Genomic DNA, 21,588 nt, shown 5'->3' on the forward strand with positions numbered 1-21,588 from the left:
GATGACCGCCAATTTTCCAACCCTTAGCGTGCAGAACCTCTCGCGTGTCTATCCCAGTGGCGACGGCCAGGTGCAGGCGCTGGCGCCCTTCAGCCATACCTTTGCCCCTGGGCTCACGGCAGTGGTGGGGCCGTCAGGCAGCGGCAAAAGCACCTTGCTGAATTTGCTGGCGGGCTTCGAGACCCCCACCACAGGGCAGGTGGAGGTAGGCGGCACCAACCTGACCACGCTGGGGGAGGCCGCGCGCGCTGACTTCCGGCTGGCGCACTACGGCTTCGTGTTTCAGAACCACAACCTGGTGGGCATTCTCAGTGCGCTGGAGAACGTGGAGTTTCCGCTGGCTCTGGCGGGCCACCCGCCCAAAGAGCGCCGTGCCCGCGCCCGCGAACTGCTGGCGCTGGTGGGGTTAGAAGGCCGCGCGTCGCACCTGCCGGGGCAGCTGTCGGGCGGCGAGGCGCAGCGGGTGGCCATTGCCCGCGCCCTGGCCGGCAACCCCAGCGTGCTGCTGGCCGACGAACCTACGGGCAACCTCGACACCCGCACCGGCGAGCGGGTGCTGGCCCTGCTGCAAGAAGCGGCCAGCGCAGGCCGCACGGTGGTGCTGATCACCCATGACCGCGATGTGGCCGCCCAGGCGAATCATCACCTGAACGTGCGCGACGGCGTGGTGAGTCTGGGAGAGCAGGGGAGCCTGGTGCGCTGAAGTGAGTGGCCTGTGGCCTGACACAGCCGCGCGAGTCTCTGCTGATGTGCAGCGGGTGCGGCCTCCTTTTCAGGACGGTGTGTTGTTGCAGGAAAGGTGGGGCGGCGTGACTCACAGCGGAACTCAGCGTGGTTGAGGGTCATACCCCTCAACCACGCTGAGGCGAACAAAGTGAGTATCCGTAAGAGACAGCGGCGAAAGTGGAGTTGAGGGGGGTTGTTGGCCCATCAATGGAACTGGCAGCCGCTGTCAGTCTGTCGAGTCACTTCGTTTGAGGAGCTTCCCTCAAACATCACAAAAGACCGCCATCAGAGAGCAGCAGTCTCTCGCTCACTTCCTCCTTGAGGTCAGCGGTTGGGGCTTGGCGGCGTCCTTGAGAACAGGAACTGCTCTTCCCCTGCGAACACCAGGGCTAACCGGAGCAAAATGCAGCGGCTAGAGGCTCTTCGCTCTGGCCGCTGCATTCGGAGAACAGCTCTAGGGCGCCTGGCCCACCCGCGTCTGCGGGCCGCGCAGCCACAGCACGCGGCCGCGTTCGTCCTTCAGGCGCACGACCACCTGCACGGGTTCACCGGGTTGCCAGGCAGAGACGTTGCGCCCCCAGGCGCTGCCCTGACCGTTCCCAGCGCTGCTCAGGGGCGACTTCCAGAGGGCCGAGCCGCTGACCACAAATACCCCGTCCAGTCGCACGGCCGGCAGTGGCGTGCGCGCCGAGGCCAGGCGCACCTTCACCCCAAACCCCTGCGAACTGGCGGCGGGGGCCGTGCCCACCGTCAGCACCTGCCCGCCTACGTTCAGGGCGGTGGGAGCGCCCAGCAGCTGGTCAACTCCCGGCGCCGCAACCTGGGCGCCGCAGGCAGTCAGGGCGAACCCCAGGAGGACAGGCCAGAGGGCTTTCATGGCCGCAGGCTACCTGAGAAGCACATGGGACACATGAAGATGTGCAGCCTGTGGGCTTACCAGCTCAGGTCGGGTGGAGTCACCACGCGGTCGGCGGGCTGGTCGCTCAGCAGCGTGTAGGTCAGGATATAGGTGCCCGGAATCACTCGGGTCAGCACGATGGTGTCGCCTTCAAATCGGGGGTTCACGTTCGCCAGACTGGGCCCCTGCACCTGAAGGGGACCGCGCACGGCCGGCTGGGCGCCCCCCGCAGGCAGCGGGTCCCCCAGGCGGACATTGTCCAGCGTGCTGTCCACCGTCAGCACCAGGGTGACCAGATAGCCCTGGGCAGCGGTCTCCACGCTTTTTTGCAGGCTGGCCCGCGCGCCGCCCTCGACCGTGCGGGTGACGTTGGCGCTGCCGGGGCTGCGCACCCGCGCCTGGCCAGTGGTGCTCAGGCCGACGGGGTCCAGCGTGGCCTGGGCGGTGTCAGTGCGGCACACCCGCACCGGAACTTTCAGGCGCAGGGGCTGGGTGCCGCTAAATTCGCCGGCCACCTCCAGCGGGTAGTCGCTGGTCCAGCCGCCCGGCAGATTCAGTTGCAGGCGGCCCGGCAGGCGGTAGGGAAAGTCGGTCTTGGCCAGGGCCGTCAGCTGGGTGACGTCGCAGGCGTTCAGGAGGTCGGGGGCCGTGACCAGCGTCAGGTCTGTGCGTACCCGGTACTCGATGGTGACGCGCCCAGCGGCGGCGTCCGTCACGCGGCCAGGCAGCGGGCGGGTCACGGTGCTGCCGGGAATGACGGTGGGCGTCACCGGGTAGTCGCCGGGCGCCAGCGGCACGGTGGCGGGCGTGGACAGGGTGCGGCCCGCGACCTCGAACGGCACGCCGGTCAGCGGCAGGCGCTGGTCGCCGTACAGGGCCACGGCGTCCACCACGAGTTGCCCTTCCGGCGCGCGGGCCACGAAGCGCACCTTGTTAAAGCCCGGCTGATAGCGGATTTCAGTCGGAGAGACGATGTTGCCGGTCCCCGCCACCAGGGCGCTGCTGACAGGCACGTACCCGGCCGGCAGCGTCGGCCGCACCACCGTGTCGCCCACCAGCGTGTACGAGGCGCCGGGAATCGGGCGGCCCTGGGGGTCCACGACCTCGACCAGCAGCTGGTTGGCAATCTTCACGGTGTCAGGCAGGGTGAAGCCGCCCACCGTGGCCCGCACCGACTGGTCACCCACCCGGAAGGCAAAGCGAATGGCGTTGCTGTACTGCCGGGTGGTGCCCAGCACGCGGATGAACACGCGCCACTCGCCCACCAGCTCCGGCGTGATGACGTAAGGATCGGTGGCGGTGCGGCCGTTGTCACTGGGGGTCAGGTTCACGCGGGTGCCGTTCGGTTGCACTGCCCAGACCTCGGCTTCCTGCGGGCCGTCCACGTCGTAGTTTTGCAGCGCCAGGGTCTTGCCCACCCAGTCGGCGGTGACGTTCAGGCGGGCGGCCAGCAGGGGCTCGGCGTCGGTGCTGCGAGCGTTCACGCTGAAGTCGCTGGTTTCCAGGGCAAAGGGCGCCGCCACGCGCAGGGCAAACGAGTTCTTGCCGTCGCCCTTACTCGTGACCTTCAGGGTGTAGGTGCCGGCCGCCAGGCCGCCCGCAAACAGGCTTTCCCAGGTATGCTCGCGGTTCAGGCCGTAGCGCCGCTCGGTGACGGTGCCGCCTGGGCCGGTCAGGGTAAAGGTGGTCTCGAACGGCTCGTTCTTCTTGTACAGCTCGTCGCCAAAGTACCCCTCGCCCCGGCGGCCATCCACATAGTCAGCCAGGTTGAAACTGGGCGAATAGACTTCCAGGCCCAGTGATTTCCCTGCGTCCTGGGCCGCCACCCGGATGACGTAGGATTCCTGCGCCTGGGGCCACTTTTCACCCACCGACACCAGGGGCAGAATCCCGCCGGTCTGCGCGGCGGCGCCGGAGGTCAGGCCGGCGGCAGCCAGCAGGGCCAGGGTCAGGGTGCGGCGGGCCAGAGAATGTGCAAAAGGCTTGGGCATGACTAGCGTGAAGGATACCTCTGGCCGCAGCGCTAGCATCGGGAGCCAGATGCCTGACCTTTCTGCCCGCGCCCGCGCCGTGATCAACCCCCATGCCCTGCGCGCCAACCTGGGGGCGCTGGCCGAGCGGGCCGGCGCGGGGCTGCTGCTGCCCGTCAAGGCCAACGCCTACGGGCACGGCCTGGAGGAGGTGGCGCGCGTGGCGGCGGCCCACCCCGGCGTGTGGGGCCTGGCGGTGGCCACCCCGCGCGAGGCGGCGGCCCTGGCTGCACTGAATCTGGGTCGGCCTTTAGTGCTATTGACCCCCCCTATGCCCCACGAGGTAGGGCCACTGGCCGACCTGGGCGTGCGCCTGCCGGTGGCGTCGGTGCCGGAGGCCGACGCCTTGCCCCCCCACGCCCGCGCGCACCTGAAGGTGGACACCGGCATGAACCGCCTGGGGGCCCGTCCCGAAGACGCCGCCGCCGTGGGCCGCCGCCTGGCCGAGCGCGGGCTGCTGGAAGGCGCGTATACCCACCTGGCCACCGCCGATGAACCCGACCTCAGTTTTGCCCACGAGCAGCTGCGGCGCTTTGCGGCTGTGCTGGCGGCGCTGCCCCCCACGCCCACGCCCCTGATGACCCACGCGGCCAACGGCGGCGGCGTGCTGAGCTTTGGCGTGCTGCCCGGTATGGCGCTGGCCCGGCCAGGGCTGGCGGCCTACGGCTTCGCGCCGCCTCACCTGCGCGGCCTCCTGCCGCTGCGTCCGGTGATGACGCTACAGGCGCGCGTGACCCACCTGCACACGGCCTACGCCGGCGAGACAGTCAGTTACAGCGGCCTGTGGCGGGCGGCGCGCGACACCCTGGTGGCCACAGTCGGTGTGGGCTACGCCGACGGCTACCCCCGGAACGCCACCGGGCACGCCGAGGTGCTGCTGGGCGGCCAGCAGCGCCCGGTGCTGGGCCGCATCTGCATGGACCAGCTGATGGTGGACGTGACGGGGCTGGCCGTTCAGGTGGGTGACTGGGCCACCCTCTGGGGGCCTGCCGACGTGACGGTGACCGACGTGGCGGCCTGGGGCGGCACGGTGGAATACGAGGTCCTGACCGGCCTGGGCGACCGGGTCGAGCGCGTGATGGAAGCAGAGTAGCCGGGCCAGGTGGAGAAGTGAGCTGGCCTGCCGGCTGGAACGCTGACAACTTAGGAGGTCACCGATTAGCCAACTCCGCATCCGTTAGCCCGCTTGTGCGCCTCCTCGCGCGCCTGCCGGGCAAACGATTCAATCGGAGTCTGTCTAACACGGACTCCGATTGAATCGAGCAGAATGCCGGGTGAAATTCGAGCGGCCTTGGAAAGCTCTGCAGGAAAGCGAGAAGGAACAGCTGCGGATGGCGCGATCTGGAAGTGCTGACGGTGCCTGTTCGGCTGTGCTGCAATTTAGCGGAATCTATATGAGCCGCTCCCCCCGCGCCCCGTGAGAACTGCCTGCCGGGGCGCGAGCAGGCCGTGTGGCCCCGTACAGTCGCGCCGCGCCTGAGCCGGGAGGATAACCGGCATGTCTTCTGCGCCCATCGTCGTGGCCGGCCCCACCGGGCAACTGGGCCGCCTTATCACCCAGGAACTGCTGGGCCTGGGCGCCCCCGTGCGCGTGCTGGTCCGCCCCGAAAGCGACCCCGCAAAAGTCAGTGCCCTGCGCGCAGCGGGGGCAGAGGTCGTCACTGCTAACCCCGACCGCGTGCCTGACCTGATTCGGGCGGTGGAGGGCGCGGCCTGTGTGGTCTCGGCGCTGTCAGGCCTGCGCGCCGTGATCGTGGACGTGCAGACCCGCTTGCTGGACGCGGCGGTGGAGGCCGGGGTGCCCCGGTTCATCCCCTCGGATTTCTCGGTGGATTTCACCCGGCCAGGCGGCCGCAACCGCAACCTCGACCTGCGCCGCGAGTTCAGGGCGCGCCTGGATGCCGTGCCGATTCAGGCCACCTCGGTCCTGAACGGCATGTTCGCCGACCTGTTGACCGGGCAGGCTCCGGTGGTGCTGCCCAGGCTCCGGCGGGTGCTGTACTGGGGTGACGCTGACCAGCCGCTGGACTTCACGACGGTGGCTGATACCGCCGCGTTTACGGCCCGCGTGGCCCTGGACCCTGCGGCGCCCCGCTGGCTGCGGGTGGCGGGCGACGTGCAAAGTGCGCGCGGCCTTCAGGCGGCAGCCTCGGCCGCGACCGGCCAGCCGTTTGGCCTCCTGCGGGCCGGGGGAACGGGCAGCCTGCACGCCTTTGCCACCCTGACCCGCGCCCTCACGCCCCCCAGCGACGAGGTGTTTCCCGCCTGGCAGGGGATGCAGTATCTCCACGACATGTTCACCGGTCAGGCCAAGCTGACCCCGCTGGACAATGGGCGGTATCCGGCGCTGCGGTGGACGGGCGTGGCGGAGGTGTTGAAGGGGCTGTAGGTCGTGGGCTGTAGGAAAAGGGCAGCGGAAACGAATGTTCGCCGCTGCCCTTCCCACCCCCTACAACCCTAAAAAAACCTGATCACGTCGCGCACCACCACAAAGACCATCAGCAGCATCACGAAGGCGAAGCCCGCGAAGTTGATGGCCTGTTCCTGGCTGAAGCTCAGAGGCCGGCCACGCACGGCCCCCACCAGCACAAGCAGAATGCGCCCGCCGTCCAGACCCGGAATCGGCAGCAGGTTAAAAAAGGCCAGTGACAGGTTCAGCAGAATAGCCACCTGAAGCAGGGCCCAGGGGCTCACCGCCGCCGCCCGGCTGACAATCTCGGCGGTGCCGATGGGGCCGCTGACATTCTCGTCGCGCGACAGGTCAAGGGTAAAGAAGCGCTGGAACAGCCCGGCAAAGGAGCGCAGCACCTGCGGCAGGGCCTCGGCGGTGACCTGCCAGGAGCGGACGAAGGCGGTCCCCACGCTCACTGGCTGCACGTCTGGGCCGTAGCGGATGCCCAGCAGTTGCCGCTCGCCGCCTATTACGGGGGTCCAGTCAAACTTCACCTCGCGCGGCTGCCCGGCCCGCACCACCGTAAAGCTGTGGGGGCCAGGCTGCGTCAGCACCTCGCGCACGCCCTCCCAGCCGGCCACATCGCGGCCTCCCAGACGCGCTGTTTCTGGAATGTCCTGACCGTCGGCCGCCGTAATCACGTCGCCCACCTGGAGGCCCAGGGTCTGGGCGCGCGACCCAGCCACGACCTCCTCAATGCGGGCGCGGTCTGGGGCCGGTACCCCCTGGGCGCTGAAGTTAACGGTCATCAGCGTGGTGGCCAGCAGCAGGTTGACCAGCGGCCCGGCCAGCAACACCGCCACCTTGCCCCAGGCCGGCAGCGCCGCAAAGCCGCGCGTGGGCTGGCGGTGGCCGCCCTGGCCGTCCTCTTCAGGAGACATGCCGTCAATTTCCACGTAGCCGCCGATGGGCAGCAGCGACAGCCGCCATTCGGTGCCGTACCAGTTTCGGCGCAGCAGCACCGGCCCCATGCCAATGCTGAAGGAGTTCACTGTCACCCCCTGCCACCGGGCCAGGGCATAGTGCGCCAGTTCATGAATGAACGTCGCCAGACTAATAATCAGCAGCGTCCAGAGCAGCCCCAGTGGGGTCAGGGCGGCGGTGATGCCTTGCAGGACGTTCACGCGCGCACCCCGCCCACACACAGTTCCTTCGCCCGTGTGCGCGCCCAGGCGTCCACCTCGGCCAGGGTGTCCCAGGTCAGTGCGCCAGCTGGGGTCTCGTCCAGCACCTGCTCAATGAGGCGGGCAATGCCCAGGAAGTCCAGTTGCCCGGCCAGGAAGGCGTCCACCGCGACCTCATCGGCGGCGTTCAGGGCCACCGGCAGCAGGCCGCCCGCTTCGCCCGCTCGGTAGGCCAGGGCCAGGCAGGGAAAGCGGGAGAGGTCGGGCGCGCTGAACGACCATTCGCCGCGCATGGCCCAGCCCAGGTGGCGGCCGACCTCGCGCCCACGCCGCGCGCCGTGCACGTCACCGGGGCGGGTCATCCCGCCTGGCGCGGCGTCAATGGCGTAGGCAATCGGCAGGCGCATGTCCGTGGGGCCAAACTGCGCTTTCAGGCTGCCGTCCCGGAACCGCACCGCCGCGTGAATCAGGCTTTGGGGATGAATGACCACACCCACCTGCGATAGGGGCAGGCCGTACAGTGAGGCGCATTCCATGACTTCCAGCCCCTTGTTCATCAGGGTTGCGCTGTCAATGGTCACCTTGGGGCCCATGCTCCATGAGGGGTGCCTCAGCGCCTGCTCGGGGGTCACGCTGCTCAGGTCCGCAGGGCCCTCACGAAAAGGGCCGCCGCTGGCGGTCAGAATCAGCTCGGCCACGTCGTCTATGGCCTCGCCGGTCAGGCACTGAAAGATGCCCGTGTGTTCAGAATCCACCGGCACCACGCGCCCGCCCCCCTGCTCGGCCGCCGCCCACATCAGGTGCGCGGCCGTGACCATCGCCTCCTTGGTGGCCAGTGCCACGGCCTGCCCAGCTTCTAGGGCGGCGCGGGTGGGGGCCAGGCCAATCAGGCCACTCATGGCATTGACCACCACGTCCGTTTTCAGCGCTGCCAGCGCACTGGGGTCAGCGGTCACCTGCACGCCCGAGAAGCGCTGTTTGGCCTGGTCATACACCGACCCGTCCACACTAATCACCTGCGGGCCAAATTCACGCACCTGCACCGCCAGCAGGTCCAGATTCTTGCCGGCGGCCAGCGCCGTGACCCGGTAGCCCCGTTCGCGGGCAATGTCCAGCGTCTGCGTGCCAATACTGCCCGTGCTGCCCAGCACCGAAATGGTCTGTACCGAAGGGTTCATCTGCCCTGCATGGTAGAGGAAGCGGCCAGGGACGAATGGGGCACTGGGCAGGACTGGGCCGGACGCCGCAATGGTTGGCAAGCTCGGTTGCGTCCCATTGGACGGGCACAGCGGCCCCGTAGACCGGGACAGCTTTGCGAGAGAGTGGGCAGGAGCAAAATCCCTTCCAGGCATGAGGTTTGCAACTTGATGCTGCTCCGGGATGTTGGTGTGACAGATGGCCGTCCAGCTGAGACGAGGGTATAGGAGGGCGCGGCGAGAGACTGGCACCGAAAACGAACACCCGTGTGCATCCCATATGCGGGTCAGGATTGGTCTTCCTCACCGACACACTGCAGGCAGAACAACAAAAGAGGCGGCCTTAGCCGCCTTGTTTGTCCTCCCACCCATCACCAACGCCCCACCGCCCCTTACCGCGTAAACACGCTGATGTTCAAGAACAGGTATGTCGCGGGAACGGCAAACAACAGGCTGTCCACCCGGTCTAGAAACCCACCGTGGCCCGGCAAGCTGGTGCCGCTGTCCTTGGTGTTCAGAGAGCGTTTGAGGAGGCTCTCGGCCAGGTCGCCCAGCTGACTGGCGCTGGCGACCAGAATGGCGTACAGCAGCGCCTCGAATGGGGTCCAGATGTGGGTGGCGGTGGTCAGGCCCAGCACCATCAGAAAACTGAAGAGGAGCCCACCAATCGAGCCTTCCACCGTTTTGCCGGGGCTGACTTCCGGAGCCAGTTTGCGCCGCCCGAAAAAGTAGCCGACAAAGTACCCGCCGATATCGGCGGCAAAGGTGGCCAGCAGGGGCAGGGCAAGATACAGCAGGCCGTCGCCAGCGTCCGGGCTGTAGCGCAGCAGCAGAAAGTACCCCAGCAGCCAGGGAATGTACAGCAGCCCGAAGATGGAATACACGATGCGTTCCAGGGGCCGCTCGCCGGGCCGGATCACCTCCACGACCAGAAAGTAACCCACGGCTGCGGTCAGCACGGCTTCTCGCCACGAACCGCCGGGCCAGGGGGTGGAGGGCCACATGGGCAGGCTGGCCACCAGCAGCGCCGCCGCAAACACCCCCAGGCTCACGCGCCGCACGTCTATGTCGCTGCGGTCCAGCATGCGGATGTATTCGCGCAGCGCCATGATGGCCACCACGATCAGGCCGGGCAGCAGCGCCGCCCAGCCCACCCACACCACCAGACTCAGGATGGCAAAGCCCACCACGCTGGTCAGAATGCGGCTGCTCAGGGATTCCATGGCCCCTCCGGGGAGGCTGTGGGACGTGGGTTGTGGGCTGTAGGGACGCGCCTACACCCGACAACCCACCTCTCACAACCGGCGCGCGGCGCCTTCACCCTAGGATTTCCTGCTCCTTCTTCTGGAAGGTCGCCTCGACCCGCGTCACGTACTCGTCGGTGATCTTTTGCACGTCGGCCTCGCCGCGCTTGATCTCGTCGTCACCGATGCCCTCGACTTTTTTCACCTCATCCAGCGTGTGCTTGCGGATGTTCCGAATGGCGATGCGGGCGTCCTCGGCGTAGTTCTTGGCGTTCTTCACGAGGTCGCGGCGGCGCTCCTCGGTCAGCATGGGCAGCGAGATGAAAATCGTATCGCCCTTGTTGTTGGGGTTCAGGCCCAGGTCGCTGTCGCGGATGGCCTTTTCGATGGGGTTCAGCGCGCCCCGGTCCCACGGCGTGATGACCAGTGTGCGGGCGTCGGGGGTGGTGATGCTGGCCACCTGGTCAATGGGCATAGAGCTGCCGTAGTAGTCCACCACAATCTTTTTCAAGATGCCGGGGTTGGCGCGGCCCGTGCGCAGCACCGAGAGGTTATTTTCCAGCGATTCAATGGCCTTGCCCATCTTCTCGCGGGCGTCGGCCTGAATGGTTTTCATGTCAGCCATGTGAAGTCTCCTTACCGGGAAGTGCGGCCAGTGTAAAGGATGGGAAGCCAGCGGCAGTGCGCGGGGTGCGGGCGCGGGGTTGGGGATGCCTTGAGGATGCCCGCTTCTGGCGGGCGCGCGGCGCCTCAGACAGAGTGCTCCGTTGATAACCAGGAAGGGCAGCGATGGACACACCCCACGCCTGGGCCCCGCTGTCCTCCTGCCCGCTCTTCTGCGAAGCTCTTGGAGTCTGCCGCTGTCCGAGTCCCCTTGGATGAAACCGCTTTTATAACAACGGTTTCATCGGAGTTGGTCTCAGCTCTGGATGAGCGTGCCCACCCGCTCACCTTGAAGCAGGCGGCGCAGGTTGCCTTCCTGAAACAGATCGAACACCACGATGGGCAGGCCGCGGTCCATGCACAGCGTCAGGGCGGTGGCGTCCATGACTTCCAGGCGCTGCTCGACGACTTCCAGGTGGGTCGCCTGAGAGATGAACTTCGCGTCCGGGTTCTTGCGCGGGTCGCTGTCATACACCCCGTCTACCTTGTTTTTGGCCATCAGCACCACCTGGGCGCCAATTTCCAGGGCACGCAGGGTGCTGGTGGTGTCAGTGGTGAAAAAGGGCGCGCCGTTACCCCCGCCAAAGATAACCACGCGGTCCTTTTCGAGGTGCCGAATGGCCCGGCGGCGAATGTACGGCTCGGCCACGGCCGCCATCTGAATGGCGCTCATGACGCGGGTGGGGCGCCCGGCGGTTTCCATGGCGTCTTGCAGGGCCATCGCGTTCATCACGGTGCCCAGCATCCCGATGTAATCGGCCGTGGCGGGGTCCATGCCTTTGCCGTTGCGCTCGCCGCGCCAGAAATTCCCGCCGCCAATCACCACCGCCAGTTCGACCCCGGTGCCGTCCAGCGCCTGCGTGATGCGCCGGGCCAGCGCCGCCGTGGTGTCAGGGCTGATACCAAAACCGGATTCGCCCGCCAGGAATTCACCCGACAGCTTGAGTAGAACGCGCTTAAACATATGAACACCTCGGCAGGAATGGGGCAAACAAGGCCGGCAGCCAGCGGGCGCGGCTGCCGGAGCGACAGGAACAGGGAAGGGCCGCGCAGAAAAAAGCCCCTTTTCAGGGGCCCCGGTACGCTTTACGCGCCTATTTCGAAGCGGACGAAGCGTTTGACGCTGGCGCCGCCCAGGTACTTGGCGACCGTCAGGCTGTTGTCCTTCACGAAGGCCTGCTCGGGCAGCACCTTTTCGGAGTAGAACTTGCCAATCTGACCCTCGACGATCTTCTCGACGATCTGCTGGGGCTTGCCCTCGTTGAGCGCCTTGTTGGTCAGGATTTCGCGCTCTTTGTCGATGTCGGTGCTGTTCACTTCGTCGCGGGTCAGGAACTGGGGACGCTCGGCGGCCACGTGCAGGGCCACGTCCTTGGCCTGGGCGTCAGTGCCGCCGTCCACGTCCACCAGCACGCCAATCTTGCCGTTGCTGTGCACGTAGCCCGCCACGGTGCTGCCTTCCAGGTAGGCCACGCGGTTCAGGACGATGTTTTCACCGATCTTGCCAGCGGTGGCGGCGACCAGGGTGGCGACGGTTTCGCCGTCCACGCTGAAGTTCTTGAACTCTTCGAGATCACTGGTCTTCGCGTCCAGCGCGGCCTGCGCCAGCTTCTCGACAATCGCCTGGAAGTCGCTGTTGCGGGCCACAAAGTCGGTTTCGCTGTTCACTTCCACGATGGCGGCGCGGTTGCCGTCCACCTTGAAGCGCACGATGCCTTCCTTGGCTTCGCGGTCACCCTTCTTGACGGCTTTGGCAATGCCGCGCTCGCGCAGCAGCGCAATGGCCTTGTCCTCGTCGTTGCCGGCGTCGGCCAGGGCCTTTTTGACGTCCATCATGCCTGCGCCCGTCAGTTCACGGAGTTTCTTGATTGATTCCAGCATGGTCATGCCTCCTGTAAAGGATGAAGTTGAGGATGCTTAGAGAAAGGGGCTGTCCGGGCAAATCACCTTCGCCGGACAGCCCCCTGCCGGCCCTGTTTAGGCCTCGATGCTGTCGGTGGCGTCCTCGGTCTGCTCGGCGCCATCGGCCGCGCCCACGTCTTCGCCGCCGCCGCGCGCCTCGACCAGCAGGTCACCGATGCGGTGGGTAATCAGCTGGATGGAGCGGATGGCGTCGTCGTTGCCGGGCACGATGTAGTCAATGACATCGGGGTCAGAGTCGGTGTCGGCCAGGGCGATCACGGGAATCCCCAGCTTGTTGGCTTCCTGCACGGCGATGACTTCCTTGGTGGGGTCCACCACGAAGATCGCGTCGGGCAGGCGGCTCATCTTGCGGATGCCACCCACGAAGCGCTGCAGGCGCTCGCGCTCGGCGGCCAGCTTGATGCGCTCGGCCTTCAGTCGGTCATTGACGCGGCCCGACTCGAACATGTCGTCCAGTTCGTTCAGGCGGTCAATGCGGGTGCGCATGGTCTTGAAGTTGGTCAGCATGCCGCCCAGCCAGCGGCTGGTCACGAAGGGCATGCCGGTGCGGCGGGCTTCCAGTTCCACGATTTCCTGGGCCTGCTTCTTGGTGCCCACGAACAGAATCACGCCGCCGCGCTCAGCCAGTTCCTTGATGTAGTCAAAGGAGCGGTCGACCTGCTTCAGTGTCTTCTGGAGGTCAATGATGAAAATGCCGTTGCGCTCGGCGAAGATGAAGCGCTTGAACTTGGGGTTCCAGCGTTTGGTTTCGTGGCCGAAGTGAACCCCGGCTTCAAGCAACTGCTTCATGGAGATGTACGACATGAAAACTCCGGAGCGTTGATTCGGGAAAAAGTTTGCCGTCCTCGTGCCAGCCCCGCAGGGGAGGCCAGGCAGCGCGCGACGCTCGAGCGCGCGCAGCGAAGGGTCACGGGGGCACCCAAACGGAGAGTATACCCGAAAGTTAAGGTGCAGGGGAGAGGGCCAGGGCCTGCTGCGCCAGGTCCAAGGTCTGCCCGGCTTCGGTGGGCTGGTCATCTTCCAGATGCCACGCTGCAGAGAGGCCCGCGTAAGCGGTCACCCAGGCCAGCAGCCGGGCGCGGTCCAGGCCGGCCGCCGCCGCGATCACGCCCGCCTTCCGTTCCAGTCGCCCTGGGTGCCGGGCCGTCTCCAGTGACGGGTTACACAGCATGTTGGCAAAGTCGTAGCCCCGCTCACCCAGCAGGCCTTTGGGATCAATGACCAGCCAGCCGCGCTCCGAACTGTGGAGCACGTTGCCGTGGTGCAGGTCCCCGTGCAGCGGGCGCACGTCCTGGGGTGAAGAGAGGAGGGCCTGGGCCAGCCCCCAGCATCCGGCAAATAGGCTGCTCTGGCGCTGCCTCTCTTCCAACGCACGAAACCACTGCAGCAGCGGCGCCAGCTCGGGCGGCGGGTCACGGCGCGGCAGATGCACCCCCGCCGCCGCCCGGCACAGGATCCGGCTGGCCTCATCGTCCTGTCCGGCCCCGACCATCGCCGTCAGGTCGGGCTCAGGGTCCAGCTGCTCCATCAGCAGCGCTGGTCCTTCGTGGCGGTACACCTGCGCCGCACCCTGTCCCGCCAGCCACACCATCAAGAGGTTGCCGCGCTGCTCCTCGGCACCTTTCGCCACCTTTAGCATGGCCGCTTGCCCCTTCCACCGCACCGGGCACAGGTCGCTGCTGGGGGTCGAAAACGGCTCGCCGTCCGGTTCCAGCCCCCAGCGGCGAATATAGGTTTCGGTCCTCACCCGCTCAGTCTGCGTCTTCGGATGGACGTCCTTCAGCCCCTGCCATCCAGACTCCGATTGAATTCAGCAGAATGCCCGATGAACTCCGAGCGGACTTGGAAAGGGGCACAGCAGACTCGGAGAGCTTCTCAGGAGGGCGAGCGAGAGCAGAGACGGACTCCGCGTTGTGGAGCCGCAGACGAAAAGGCACCCTCTGCGCCGTAATGAAACGGAATCCGTATCAGGCCGTACACTGGCCCCTTATGGACTGGTTGTACGCCATCGTTTACGGCATCGTCGAGGGAATCACCGAGTTTTTGCCCATCAGCTCGACCGGGCACCTGATTCTGACCGGCAACCTGATGGGCGTGCCCTGGACCAAGGACGTCAAAGACGCTTTTGAAGTGGTGATTCAGGGCGGCGCCATCCTGAGCGTGCTGGTGTATTACTGGCGCGACTTTCTGAAGGTGCGGCACATCGGCACCGACCAGACCCAGCGCACCCTGTGGCTGGGCGTGCTGGTGGCCTGTATTCCGGCGGTGGTGCTGGGCCTGCTGTTCGGCGACGCCATCAAGGCCTATCTGTTCCGTCCCAGCGTGGTCGCCTGGGCGCTGATCGTGGGCGGTGTGCTGATCTGGCTGATCGAGAGCCGCAAAGTGACGCCGCGCGTGGACGCCATCGAGAAGATTGGGGTTCGCCGGTCCTTTCTGATCGGCGCTCTGCAATGCCTGGCCCTGCTGTGGCCGGGGTTTTCCCGCAGCGCCAGCTCGATTCTGGGCGGCATGGTGCTGGGCCTGGACCGCGCCACCGCTACCAAATTCAGCTTCTATCTGGGCGTCCCTACGCTGGGCGGCGCGGCTCTGCTGAACCTGATTCAGGAACGTGAACTGATTTTTGGCGAGATTGGTCTGGTCAACGTGCTGCTGGGTGCGGGCGTCAGTTTTGTCACCGCCTACTTAGCGATTGGCTGGCTGCTGAAGTTCGTCTCTACCAACACCTTTAAAGGGTTTGCGGTGTACCGCGTGATTGTGGGCGCGCTGATTCTGGCCCTGATTGCGGCGGGCGTCATGACAGACGGCAACCTGGCCTGAAGTTCCCTGCTGGACACCAACAGGGCCACCGAAGAAACGCAGACCGTCACAGGACAGGCTGCGTTTTTTGGACGAAACATCTGAGCTGAAGGGTGAACCCTGATGGGCAAGCAGGTCAGGTAGCCCAGGCTGGCTCAGCGGCGCGCATGGCTTTGACCTCGGCCCTCCGGTTGCGCCTCCGTTCAGCTGTCCGTCACAACTGACGTTGCAGCAGCACGGCCTGACCCCGGTGGTAAGCGATATGCCGCAACTGCCGCGCCAGCGAGTCACTCAGGACGCGCTCACCGAACGGCGTCTGAATCTGGTACTCCGGCGCAAATCCCTGCTCTGGGATGCGGGCGTAGCCTTCGCGGGCCTGCGCCAGCGCAGCTTCCAGCGCGGCAAGAATCGTCTCTTGCGGCGTGACCTCGCTCATGGCCGGTTCGCCTCTGAGGGCCTGTGTCCAGGGTTCGTTCTCCCAGCCCAGGTAGGCATAGGTCGCCTTCGGTCCGCCGCCCTGTTCTTCGGGAAGGTAGAGGCGGGCCCAGTCGAGAATATGCAGGGCCATCCAGGCCGCTGAGTGGCCGCCGCAGGGGGAACTTCTGGAAAACTGTTCTTCTGGGATGCCCTTCAGGGCCTGCACAAACGCCTGATGTTCCGTCTCAAATTGTTGAAGCAAGAACGCTTTGATGCTCATGGGGGCTCCTTTCATCTGGGGCTCAAGCCTGCTGGGCTTTATGTGGGCGGGGAGGAGGTCAGGGGGTCCGGCCGAATTACTCTATCGCCGCTTTTGGGACCAGCGGATAGGCAGGGCTGTCTTGCCGCAGGCTTGCCAGCGGTACGCGCGGCCGAAGAGGTCTGACGCGAGAAGCGGATTCCCTCCGAACAGTCGAGAGCAGGTCGCCTTGCCTTCAGAGGGCGTCATGAGGGCTGTCCATGAGCCAGGCGTATTGCTGAGAGTGATACGAACTCCGATTGAATCGTTTATGCAAACGATTCAATCCGAGCGGAGCGAGAAGGAGCAAAACGGGTTCCGGGCGTGGAGTTTGCAAATCGGTTCTGTTCCGATTTGTAAACGAAACAGACGGAATCCGTATGACAGCCTGTGGCATTGTCCTGCCTGCAACAAGGCACAGCCCCCCCCCTGTACGTTGCAGTTCTACAGGTCTGCTCGCCTCGGCGTCATCCCAGGCTTAAGCCATCCTCTGCCCGGCTTGTGGCGCTGACTCCTAGACTGAGTGTCATGAGGCCTGTGCTTCCCCTTCTCCTGCTGGCCACGTGGCTGGCGGCCTGTGACCCGGCGCCCCTCCAGACGACCGGGCCAGCGGCTGACCAGCGGCCGCCCAGCACCTCGGCCCCAGCCAGCACCGGGCGCGACCCTGACAGCGGTCTGCCCTGGGTGGCGCGTGCCGACCTACCCCCGGAAGGTCAGCGGGTGCTGACCCGGATTGCCGGGGGCGGCCCTTTCGCCTATAGCAGGGACGGCGCGACCTTTGGGAACCGCGAGCGCCTGCTGCCCCGGCAATCCAGTGCGTATTACCGCGAATACACGGTGCCCACGCCGGGCGAACAGGACCGGGGCGCGCGCCGCGTCGTCTGCGGCGGCCAGCCTGTCACCCGCACCGCCGAGTGCTACTACACCGCCGACCACTACGCCAGCTTCCAGAGGATCGCCCCATGATGCACGTGGATTTCGCCGTTTCCTACTGCTTGCCCGCGAGCTGCGTGGGACTAACCGCCACGCGCGAGACGAGTTGTTCTCTATGTGGTGCTGCTCGACTTGATCTGTTGTTTCACGGGTCCAAGCGGCGGCCATCTCCGGGAGGCTGGTAATGCAAGTCTTCAACGAGGCGCCCAGTGGCCTGCAGGTCGCGCCGCACGAGCCGCGCATCCTGGCGGCGGGCTATCAGATAGGGGTGCGGGAGGTGAGCTTTGGCCAGGTTCACGACAAACCCAGCCTGATGCTGGCCCTGATGTCTGGCCTGGCTATCACGGGCACGTTCGGTCACAACTGGGACGCCCTGTACGACGTGCTGACCGACCCCGAGCGTCTGCCAGACCGCCTGGCCCTGCTGCTGTGCAGTTACACCCAGTTTCGCAGCCACCATCCCCACCTGAGCCGTGACCTGGAAACCGCGCTTCTGGACGCCCAGCGTGAGGCCGCTGCGCAGGGCCGCCAACTCTGGCTGCTGACCGAGGAGGCCGACGCCGACCCGGATGCCTGGTAGGCCAGGGTGACACGAGCCAAATCAGACGGCCGGCTGCCCACATCTTGGCAAAAAGCCGGAGGGCGCACGCCACGGTGAGCCGCATTTGCTCCTGCGGAGCTTTGCAAGTCGAATCGGATTGAATCCTTTTTGCAGCTGGTGGGCCCGAGTCTGGATTAACGGCCAGAACGCTTGAGTTGTGCAGAAGAAGCCAGGTTTTCCCTCCGGGTCTTGGGTTGCCGCACCGGTCTCTTGACACCTGGGGAGGTTGGCCGCGCCGTCAGGGCCTACTCAATCCTCGGTCAGGTGCGAGGTTACGGTAATTTCGCCGTAGGTCTCGGGTTGCTGCGCGCTGAAGGTGCCTTCCTTGACGCCTTCCAGCAGCGCCGCAAAATAGGTGGTGCGTTCGCCCCAGTCCTGGGCCGGCACCCCACGGAAAGTGAAGGTCCGCAGCCGCGTGCCAAACGCCCGCAGGGCTTCAAGCGCCCCTTGCAGGGTCAGGCGGTCGCGCGCCAGCAGCGGCACCTCGACCTGCCGCACCGCGCTGCGGGCGGCGCGCACCAGCCGCGCCAGGCTGCCCTGGGGGTTGGGCGGGCGCTCGCGCCGGGGCAGGGTGATCGGCACCGCCCGCGCCGGAATCAGGCCCTCGCGTTCGCGGCGCCGGGCGGCCAGAAACCCCACCAGGACGTCCAGCTCGGCCAGGGCTTCGACGCCTTCCAGGACGTCGTCGGGCACTTCATCCCATTCGCTGTCGGGGGGCAGGTCAGGCTCGGGCTGGGGCAGCAGCAGGCGCGCTTTCAAGGCGATCACCCCAGCCAGGCCAGGCAGCAGGTCGGGGTGGGCGTCGGCCAGACCGGTGCCGCCCGTCACCGCCTGCGCCCAGGCCAGCACCTCGCGCGTCAGGGCCAGCAGCGGCACCTCGCCCGGCGCCACGCGCCCGGCCCGCAGGCCCGCCGCCAGCTCGGCCAGGGTGCCCGTGAAGACCGGCAGCGTGACGGTAAACCCGCCTGCTCCGCTGGGAGGCGGCGCCGGAACGGACGAGGAAGAGGTCAGGGTCGCCGTCACTGCCTTTACAGCCGCAGGAAACCGACCTTGCTGCGGGCCTCCTCTATGACAGGCAGGGCAATGGCCCGCGCCTCTTTCGCACCCTGCACCAGGGCGTCGCGCACGTAATCCGGGTCGGCCTTCAGCGCCTCGGCGCGTTCCTGAATGGGGGTCAGGTGGGCGGTGACGCCTGTCATCAGTTTCTTCTTGCAGTCCACGCAGCCAATCCCGGCGGTGCGGCAGCCCTCGTAGACCTCGGCCAGCGTGGCGCCGTCACTGAACAGTTTGTGGTAGTCGCCCACCAGGCACTTTTCGGGGTCGCCGGGGTCGGTGCGGCGCACGCGCGCCGGGTCGGTGGGGGCCACCCGCAGCTTCTGCCAGATCGACTCCAGCGGTTCCAGGATGCCCAGGGTGCTGGCCTCACCCTTGCTTTTGCTCATTTTGCCCTGGCCGTCAACCCCCGGAATTCGCAGGGCGTCTTTGGCCAGCACGGCTTTGGGTTCAGGGAACATCTCGCCGAAGGCGTGGTTAAATTTGCGGGCAATCTCGCGCGTCAGCTCGATGTGCTGCACCTGGTCCTCGCCCACGGGCACGGTGTCGGCCTTGTAGAGCAGGATGTCGGCCGCCTGAAGCACCGGGTACATTAAGAGCCCCGCCGGGGTACTTTCCAGCTTTTGCGCCTTGTCCTTGTACTGGGTCATGCGCTCCAGTTCGCCCACTGGGGTCAGCAGGGTAAAGAGCCAGCCCAGTTCGGTGTGTTCGGGGACATGCGACTGCACAAAAAAGATCACTTTCTCGGGGTCCAGTCCCGCCGCAAAGTTGGCCACCGCCATTTCGAAGGTGCGCGCCGCCAGGAGGGCCGGGTCAAAGGCCGCCGGGTTGGTGGGCGCGTGCAGGTCCACCACGCAGTAAATCGAGTTCTTGCCGAACTGGTCGCCCAGGGCGACGTAGTTCCGCATGGCCCCGAAATAGTTTCCGATGTGCGGCTCACCGGTGGGCTGAATTCCTGAAAAGACACGCGGCATAACCGGCCAAGTCTAGAGCATTTGCCCGAAAAGGCGCCTGCTCATACAGACGCCGGTTGAATCCAGCAGTGTGCGGGGTGAAATCCGGGCGAAGCGAGAAGGTGAATAGCCGGACTGCTGCGGTCTGGCGTCGCAGAGAGTGCTTTCCTTGGCTATGCCGTGAGTGAGCAACAGCGGTAGTACTGGCCAGGAGAACACCGCGCTTTGTCTAGCCACCAGCCTACGGTCAGAGGGGCGCTACAGAAAACCGCCCCGCACGAGGCAGGGCGGCTGAACAGGTCAGGCTTTAGCGTTCGGCGGGGGTGGCCGGGTCGGTGGTGCCTTCGGCGCCTTCTGTGGCAGGCGTGGCCGGGGTGCCTTCGGTGCCCTCTGCGGGGGCGGCGCCTTCCGCAGGGGTGGTGCCCCCCGTGCTGCCGGTGCCGTTCTCAGCGCCCTCTTCCTTGGCGGGGGTCTTGGGCGTCTGGGCCGCCACGCGCTTCTCCTGGGCGGCCAGCACGGTCTTGAGGTTGTCCTTGGGTTTCAGGGTCGCCACCTGGGCGTCCACGAACTTCTGCCCGGCTTCACTCTTCTTCTGGGCCAGCACCTGGGTTTCAATCTGGCCGCGCACGGCGCTCAGGGGCTGGGTGGTGGCCGGCTTCAGGTCGGCGACGTACAGCACCGAGAAGCGCTCGCCCACCTTCACCACGTCGGTCAGGCTGCCCTCGCCTGCGTCCTTCAGGGTCTTGGCGGTAAAGACGGCGGCGTTCAGTTCCTCGCTGAGGGTGCCGCTGCCCGCTGTCACGCTGCCGCGCTCGCTGACGGTGCCGCCGGCTTTGGTGGCGGCGGCCGTGAAGTTGCCGCCCGCAAAGCTGCCCCGGAAGGCCACAGCCTTGGCCTGGTCTTTAAAGCTGGCTTCATTGACGCTGGCGCTGCCGGGCGTTTCAAACTGCGCCTTGTTCTGGGCGTAGAAGGCGGCAATGTCGGCGTCGCTGGCCTTGACGTTGCGCGAGCCGTAGGCGGCCAGCGCGGCGGCCAGTTCCTGGCGGGTGCCGGTGAGGTTCAGCTTCAGGCGCTCGGCCAGGGCAGGGGCGGCGTAGCTCTGAATGAGCTGCTGCGTCACCTGGGGCTTGAGGATGCCGTTGACCAGACCGGCGGCCTGTTCGGCGGGCACCTGCTGGAGAAGGCCCGCAAACTGCTGGTTGCTCACGACCTGCCCCACCACTTCCGAGTAGGGGATGTCCTGGCCGCCCACGGTGGCGACGGTGGGGTTCTCGACTTTCCAGTTGATGTCCTGGTACTCGACCTTCACGTCTTTTTTCAGGGCCGTGACCCAGGCTTCCAGCGCCGCGTTCTGCTTTTGCTCCTGAACGGCGGTCGTCAGGTCGGTCTTGGCCTCGGCGAAGGGCTTCGGCGCAGGCGGCAGGTACTTCTCGACCTTGACGATGTAGAACTTGCCGCCGCTCTCCACGACATCGGTCAGGCCGCCCGTCGTCAGGGCGAAGGCTGCCGCGCCCACTTCGCTGGGCAGGGCCACCTGGGCCACGGGGCGGGGCACGCCGTTTTCAACAGGCCCGAGGGCGCCGCCCCGGTCCTTAAATTCGGTGCTGTTTGCGCCCGCCAGTTCAGCAAAGTCCGCGCCGCCCTTGAGTTGCGTCAGCAGCCCCTGGGCCTTGGCCTTATCGGCCACCACAATCTGACGGCCCTGAATGCGGGCGTCGGTCTGAAAGCGCTCGGGGTTCAGGTCGTAGTAGGCGCGCAGCTCGGCGTCGGTGGGCGCAGGCACGGCCTTTTTCAGTTCCTCGACCTTGCGCTCAATGGCAATCTGCTGGCGCACCTGCTCGCGGTAGGTGGCGTCGGTCAGGCCCGCACCCTGCAGGGCGTCGGTCCATTTCTTGTTGTCGGTCAGGTCGTTTTGCTCACGGACTTCTGTGACCTTGGTGTTCACGTCGGCCCGGCTGACCTTGATGTCCTTCACGGCACCCGTGACCAGGGCCTGCTCGATTTTCTGGGCCACGATGTACGTCTTAAAGTCGTCGCCCAGCACGCCGGTGTCGGTGCTGCTCAGAATGGGGTTACTGCGCCGCACGTTTTCCAGCTCTTCGACGGTCACGCGGGTGCCGTTGACGGTCAGGGCGGGGGTGCCCGTCTCTTTGCGGGCAAACAGGTCGCCCAGGTTGGGCGTGAACTGATAGGCCATGCCCACGATCAGCAGCAGGGCCAAAACGCCCATAAAGACGTTCACGACTTTCTTCTTGTTCACTTGAACTCCTTCATACGAAGT

Annotated in this window: 20 protein-coding genes; 6 read left to right on the top strand and 14 right to left on the bottom strand. The window is 66.2% G+C overall.

What is annotated here, in order from left to right:
• Window position 1: 1 nt before the first annotated feature.
• Window positions 2-703: an ABC transporter ATP-binding protein gene (locus tag K7W42_RS11415; RefSeq protein WP_224574752.1), complete on the top strand. Its 702-nt coding sequence runs from the start codon at window positions 2-4 to the stop codon at window positions 701-703.
• Window positions 704-1,180: 477 nt separating this feature from the next.
• Here K7W42_RS11415 and K7W42_RS11420 read toward each other — a convergent pair whose 3' ends face one another.
• Together K7W42_RS11420 and K7W42_RS11425 are read right to left on the bottom strand one after the other, a co-directional pair.
• Entirely contained in the window at window positions 1,181-1,603 is a 423-nt protein-coding gene (locus K7W42_RS11420; protein WP_224574753.1) for a hypothetical protein, read from the bottom strand.
• 56 nt (window positions 1,604-1,659) lie between these two features.
• Window positions 1,660-3,615 (bottom strand): hypothetical protein, encoded by a 1,956-nt coding sequence (locus K7W42_RS11425; protein ID WP_224574754.1) that lies wholly within the window; start codon window positions 3,613-3,615, stop codon window positions 1,660-1,662.
• A gap of 49 nt (window positions 3,616-3,664) precedes the next feature.
• Between K7W42_RS11425 and alr the strand changes: the two genes are divergently transcribed.
• On the top strand, window positions 3,665-4,747 hold the full coding sequence (gene alr, locus K7W42_RS11430; RefSeq protein WP_224574755.1) for an alanine racemase: 1,083 nt from the start codon (window positions 3,665-3,667) through the stop codon (window positions 4,745-4,747).
• A gap of 405 nt (window positions 4,748-5,152) precedes the next feature.
• Window positions 5,153-6,043 carry an NmrA family NAD(P)-binding protein gene (locus tag K7W42_RS11435; protein ID WP_224574756.1) on the top strand — a complete coding sequence of 297 codons (891 nt, stop codon included), beginning with the start codon at window positions 5,153-5,155 and terminating at the stop codon, window positions 6,041-6,043.
• A 68-nt stretch (window positions 6,044-6,111) separates the two neighbouring features.
• Here the strand turns inward: K7W42_RS11435 and K7W42_RS11440 are convergent, their stop codons facing one another.
• From K7W42_RS11440 to K7W42_RS11475, 8 genes are all read right to left on the bottom strand, one after another.
• A complete protein-coding gene (locus K7W42_RS11440; protein WP_224574757.1) occupies window positions 6,112-7,230 on the bottom strand; it encodes a M50 family metallopeptidase in 1,119 nt (372 codons plus the stop codon).
• Entirely contained in the window at window positions 7,227-8,408 is a 1,182-nt protein-coding gene (dxr, locus tag K7W42_RS11445) for a 1-deoxy-D-xylulose-5-phosphate reductoisomerase (RefSeq protein WP_224574758.1), read from the bottom strand. Before dxr ends, K7W42_RS11440 begins: the two co-directional genes overlap by 4 nt.
• Before the next feature lie 410 nt (window positions 8,409-8,818).
• Window positions 8,819-9,649, bottom strand: a complete 831-nt coding sequence (locus K7W42_RS11450; RefSeq protein WP_157458651.1) for a phosphatidate cytidylyltransferase — start codon at window positions 9,647-9,649, stop codon at window positions 8,819-8,821.
• A 94-nt stretch (window positions 9,650-9,743) separates the two neighbouring features.
• Window positions 9,744-10,295 (bottom strand): ribosome recycling factor, encoded by a 552-nt coding sequence (gene frr / locus K7W42_RS11455; protein WP_157458650.1) that lies wholly within the window; start codon window positions 10,293-10,295, stop codon window positions 9,744-9,746.
• 294 nt (window positions 10,296-10,589) lie between these two features.
• Window positions 10,590-11,297 (bottom strand): UMP kinase, encoded by a 708-nt coding sequence (gene pyrH, locus K7W42_RS11460; protein ID WP_224574759.1) that lies wholly within the window; start codon window positions 11,295-11,297, stop codon window positions 10,590-10,592.
• 122 nt (window positions 11,298-11,419) lie between these two features.
• Window positions 11,420-12,214: a translation elongation factor Ts gene (gene tsf / locus K7W42_RS11465; protein ID WP_224574761.1), complete on the bottom strand. Its 795-nt coding sequence runs from the start codon at window positions 12,212-12,214 to the stop codon at window positions 11,420-11,422.
• Between the two features lie 96 nt (window positions 12,215-12,310).
• Window positions 12,311-13,060, bottom strand: coding sequence for a 30S ribosomal protein S2 (gene rpsB / locus K7W42_RS11470; protein WP_157458648.1), 750 nt, complete (start codon window positions 13,058-13,060; stop codon window positions 12,311-12,313).
• Between the two features lie 139 nt (window positions 13,061-13,199).
• On the bottom strand, window positions 13,200-14,003 hold the full coding sequence (locus tag K7W42_RS11475; protein ID WP_224574764.1) for an aminoglycoside phosphotransferase family protein: 804 nt from the start codon (window positions 14,001-14,003) through the stop codon (window positions 13,200-13,202).
• 242 nt (window positions 14,004-14,245) lie between these two features.
• Here K7W42_RS11475 and K7W42_RS11480 point away from each other — a divergent pair, with 242 nt between their 5' ends.
• Window positions 14,246-15,073, top strand: a complete 828-nt coding sequence (locus tag K7W42_RS11480) for an undecaprenyl-diphosphate phosphatase (RefSeq protein WP_224574766.1) — start codon at window positions 14,246-14,248, stop codon at window positions 15,071-15,073.
• Between the two features lie 193 nt (window positions 15,074-15,266).
• Here K7W42_RS11480 and K7W42_RS11485 read toward each other — a convergent pair whose 3' ends face one another.
• Window positions 15,267-15,749, bottom strand: a complete 483-nt coding sequence (locus K7W42_RS11485; protein ID WP_224574767.1) for a DinB family protein — start codon at window positions 15,747-15,749, stop codon at window positions 15,267-15,269.
• Window positions 15,750-16,295: 546 nt separating this feature from the next.
• Here K7W42_RS11485 and K7W42_RS11490 point away from each other — a divergent pair.
• A complete protein-coding gene (locus K7W42_RS11490; protein WP_224574769.1) occupies window positions 16,296-16,733 on the top strand; it encodes a guanyl-specific ribonuclease in 438 nt (145 codons plus the stop codon).
• Between the two features lie 151 nt (window positions 16,734-16,884).
• The gene (locus K7W42_RS11495; protein ID WP_224574771.1) at window positions 16,885-17,280 is read left to right on the top strand and encodes a barstar family protein; all 396 of its coding nucleotides are present in this window, start codon (window positions 16,885-16,887) and stop codon (window positions 17,278-17,280) included.
• Window positions 17,281-17,550: 270 nt separating this feature from the next.
• On the opposite strand, the gene K7W42_RS11500 is transcribed toward K7W42_RS11495, so the two are convergent.
• The 3 genes from K7W42_RS11500 to K7W42_RS11510 all read right to left on the bottom strand — a co-directional run bounded on the left by K7W42_RS11500 (window position 17,551) and on the right by K7W42_RS11510 (window position 21,567).
• Entirely contained in the window at window positions 17,551-18,324 is a 774-nt protein-coding gene (locus tag K7W42_RS11500; protein ID WP_224574773.1) for a ScpA family protein, read from the bottom strand.
• Between the two features lie 5 nt (window positions 18,325-18,329).
• Window positions 18,330-19,328: a tryptophan--tRNA ligase gene (gene trpS / locus K7W42_RS11505; protein WP_224574775.1), complete on the bottom strand. Its 999-nt coding sequence runs from the start codon at window positions 19,326-19,328 to the stop codon at window positions 18,330-18,332.
• A gap of 286 nt (window positions 19,329-19,614) precedes the next feature.
• Entirely contained in the window at window positions 19,615-21,567 is a 1,953-nt protein-coding gene (locus tag K7W42_RS11510; protein ID WP_224574777.1) for a peptidyl-prolyl cis-trans isomerase, read from the bottom strand.
• Window positions 21,568-21,588 lie beyond the last annotated feature (21 nt).

Origin of the sequence: Deinococcus betulae (genome assembly GCF_020166395.1) — a bacterium.
Lineage (GTDB): Bacteria > Deinococcota > Deinococci > Deinococcales > Deinococcaceae > Deinococcus > Deinococcus betulae.

Bases quoted from the DNA above. Each gene is read 5' to 3' on its own strand.
- K7W42_RS11485 (WP_224574767.1), bottom strand. From the start codon at position 15,749: ATGAGCATCAAAGCGTTCTTGCTTCAACAATTTGAGACGGAACATCAG.
- trpS (WP_224574775.1), bottom strand. From the start codon at position 19,328: ATGCCGCGTGTCTTTTCAGGAATTCAGCCCACCGGTGAGCCGCACATC.
- tsf (WP_224574761.1), bottom strand. From the start codon at position 12,214: ATGCTGGAATCAATCAAGAAACTCCGTGAACTGACGGGCGCAGGCATG.
- K7W42_RS11450 (WP_157458651.1), bottom strand. From the start codon at position 9,649: ATGGAATCCCTGAGCAGCCGCATTCTGACCAGCGTGGTGGGCTTTGCC.
- frr (WP_157458650.1), bottom strand. From the start codon at position 10,295: ATGGCTGACATGAAAACCATTCAGGCCGACGCCCGCGAGAAGATGGGC.
- K7W42_RS11435 (WP_224574756.1), top strand. From the start codon at position 5,153: ATGTCTTCTGCGCCCATCGTCGTGGCCGGCCCCACCGGGCAACTGGGC.
- K7W42_RS11480 (WP_224574766.1), top strand. From the start codon at position 14,246: ATGGACTGGTTGTACGCCATCGTTTACGGCATCGTCGAGGGAATCACC.
- K7W42_RS11490 (WP_224574769.1), top strand. From the start codon at position 16,296: ATGAGGCCTGTGCTTCCCCTTCTCCTGCTGGCCACGTGGCTGGCGGCC.
- K7W42_RS11420 (WP_224574753.1), bottom strand. From the start codon at position 1,603: ATGAAAGCCCTCTGGCCTGTCCTCCTGGGGTTCGCCCTGACTGCCTGC.
- K7W42_RS11495 (WP_224574771.1), top strand. From the start codon at position 16,885: ATGCAAGTCTTCAACGAGGCGCCCAGTGGCCTGCAGGTCGCGCCGCAC.
- alr (WP_224574755.1), top strand. From the start codon at position 3,665: ATGCCTGACCTTTCTGCCCGCGCCCGCGCCGTGATCAACCCCCATGCC.
- K7W42_RS11415 (WP_224574752.1), top strand. From the start codon at position 2: ATGACCGCCAATTTTCCAACCCTTAGCGTGCAGAACCTCTCGCGTGTC.
- rpsB (WP_157458648.1), bottom strand. From the start codon at position 13,060: ATGTCGTACATCTCCATGAAGCAGTTGCTTGAAGCCGGGGTTCACTTC.
- dxr (WP_224574758.1), bottom strand. From the start codon at position 8,408: ATGAACCCTTCGGTACAGACCATTTCGGTGCTGGGCAGCACGGGCAGT.
- K7W42_RS11425 (WP_224574754.1), bottom strand. From the start codon at position 3,615: ATGCCCAAGCCTTTTGCACATTCTCTGGCCCGCCGCACCCTGACCCTG.
- pyrH (WP_224574759.1), bottom strand. From the start codon at position 11,297: ATGTTTAAGCGCGTTCTACTCAAGCTGTCGGGTGAATTCCTGGCGGGC.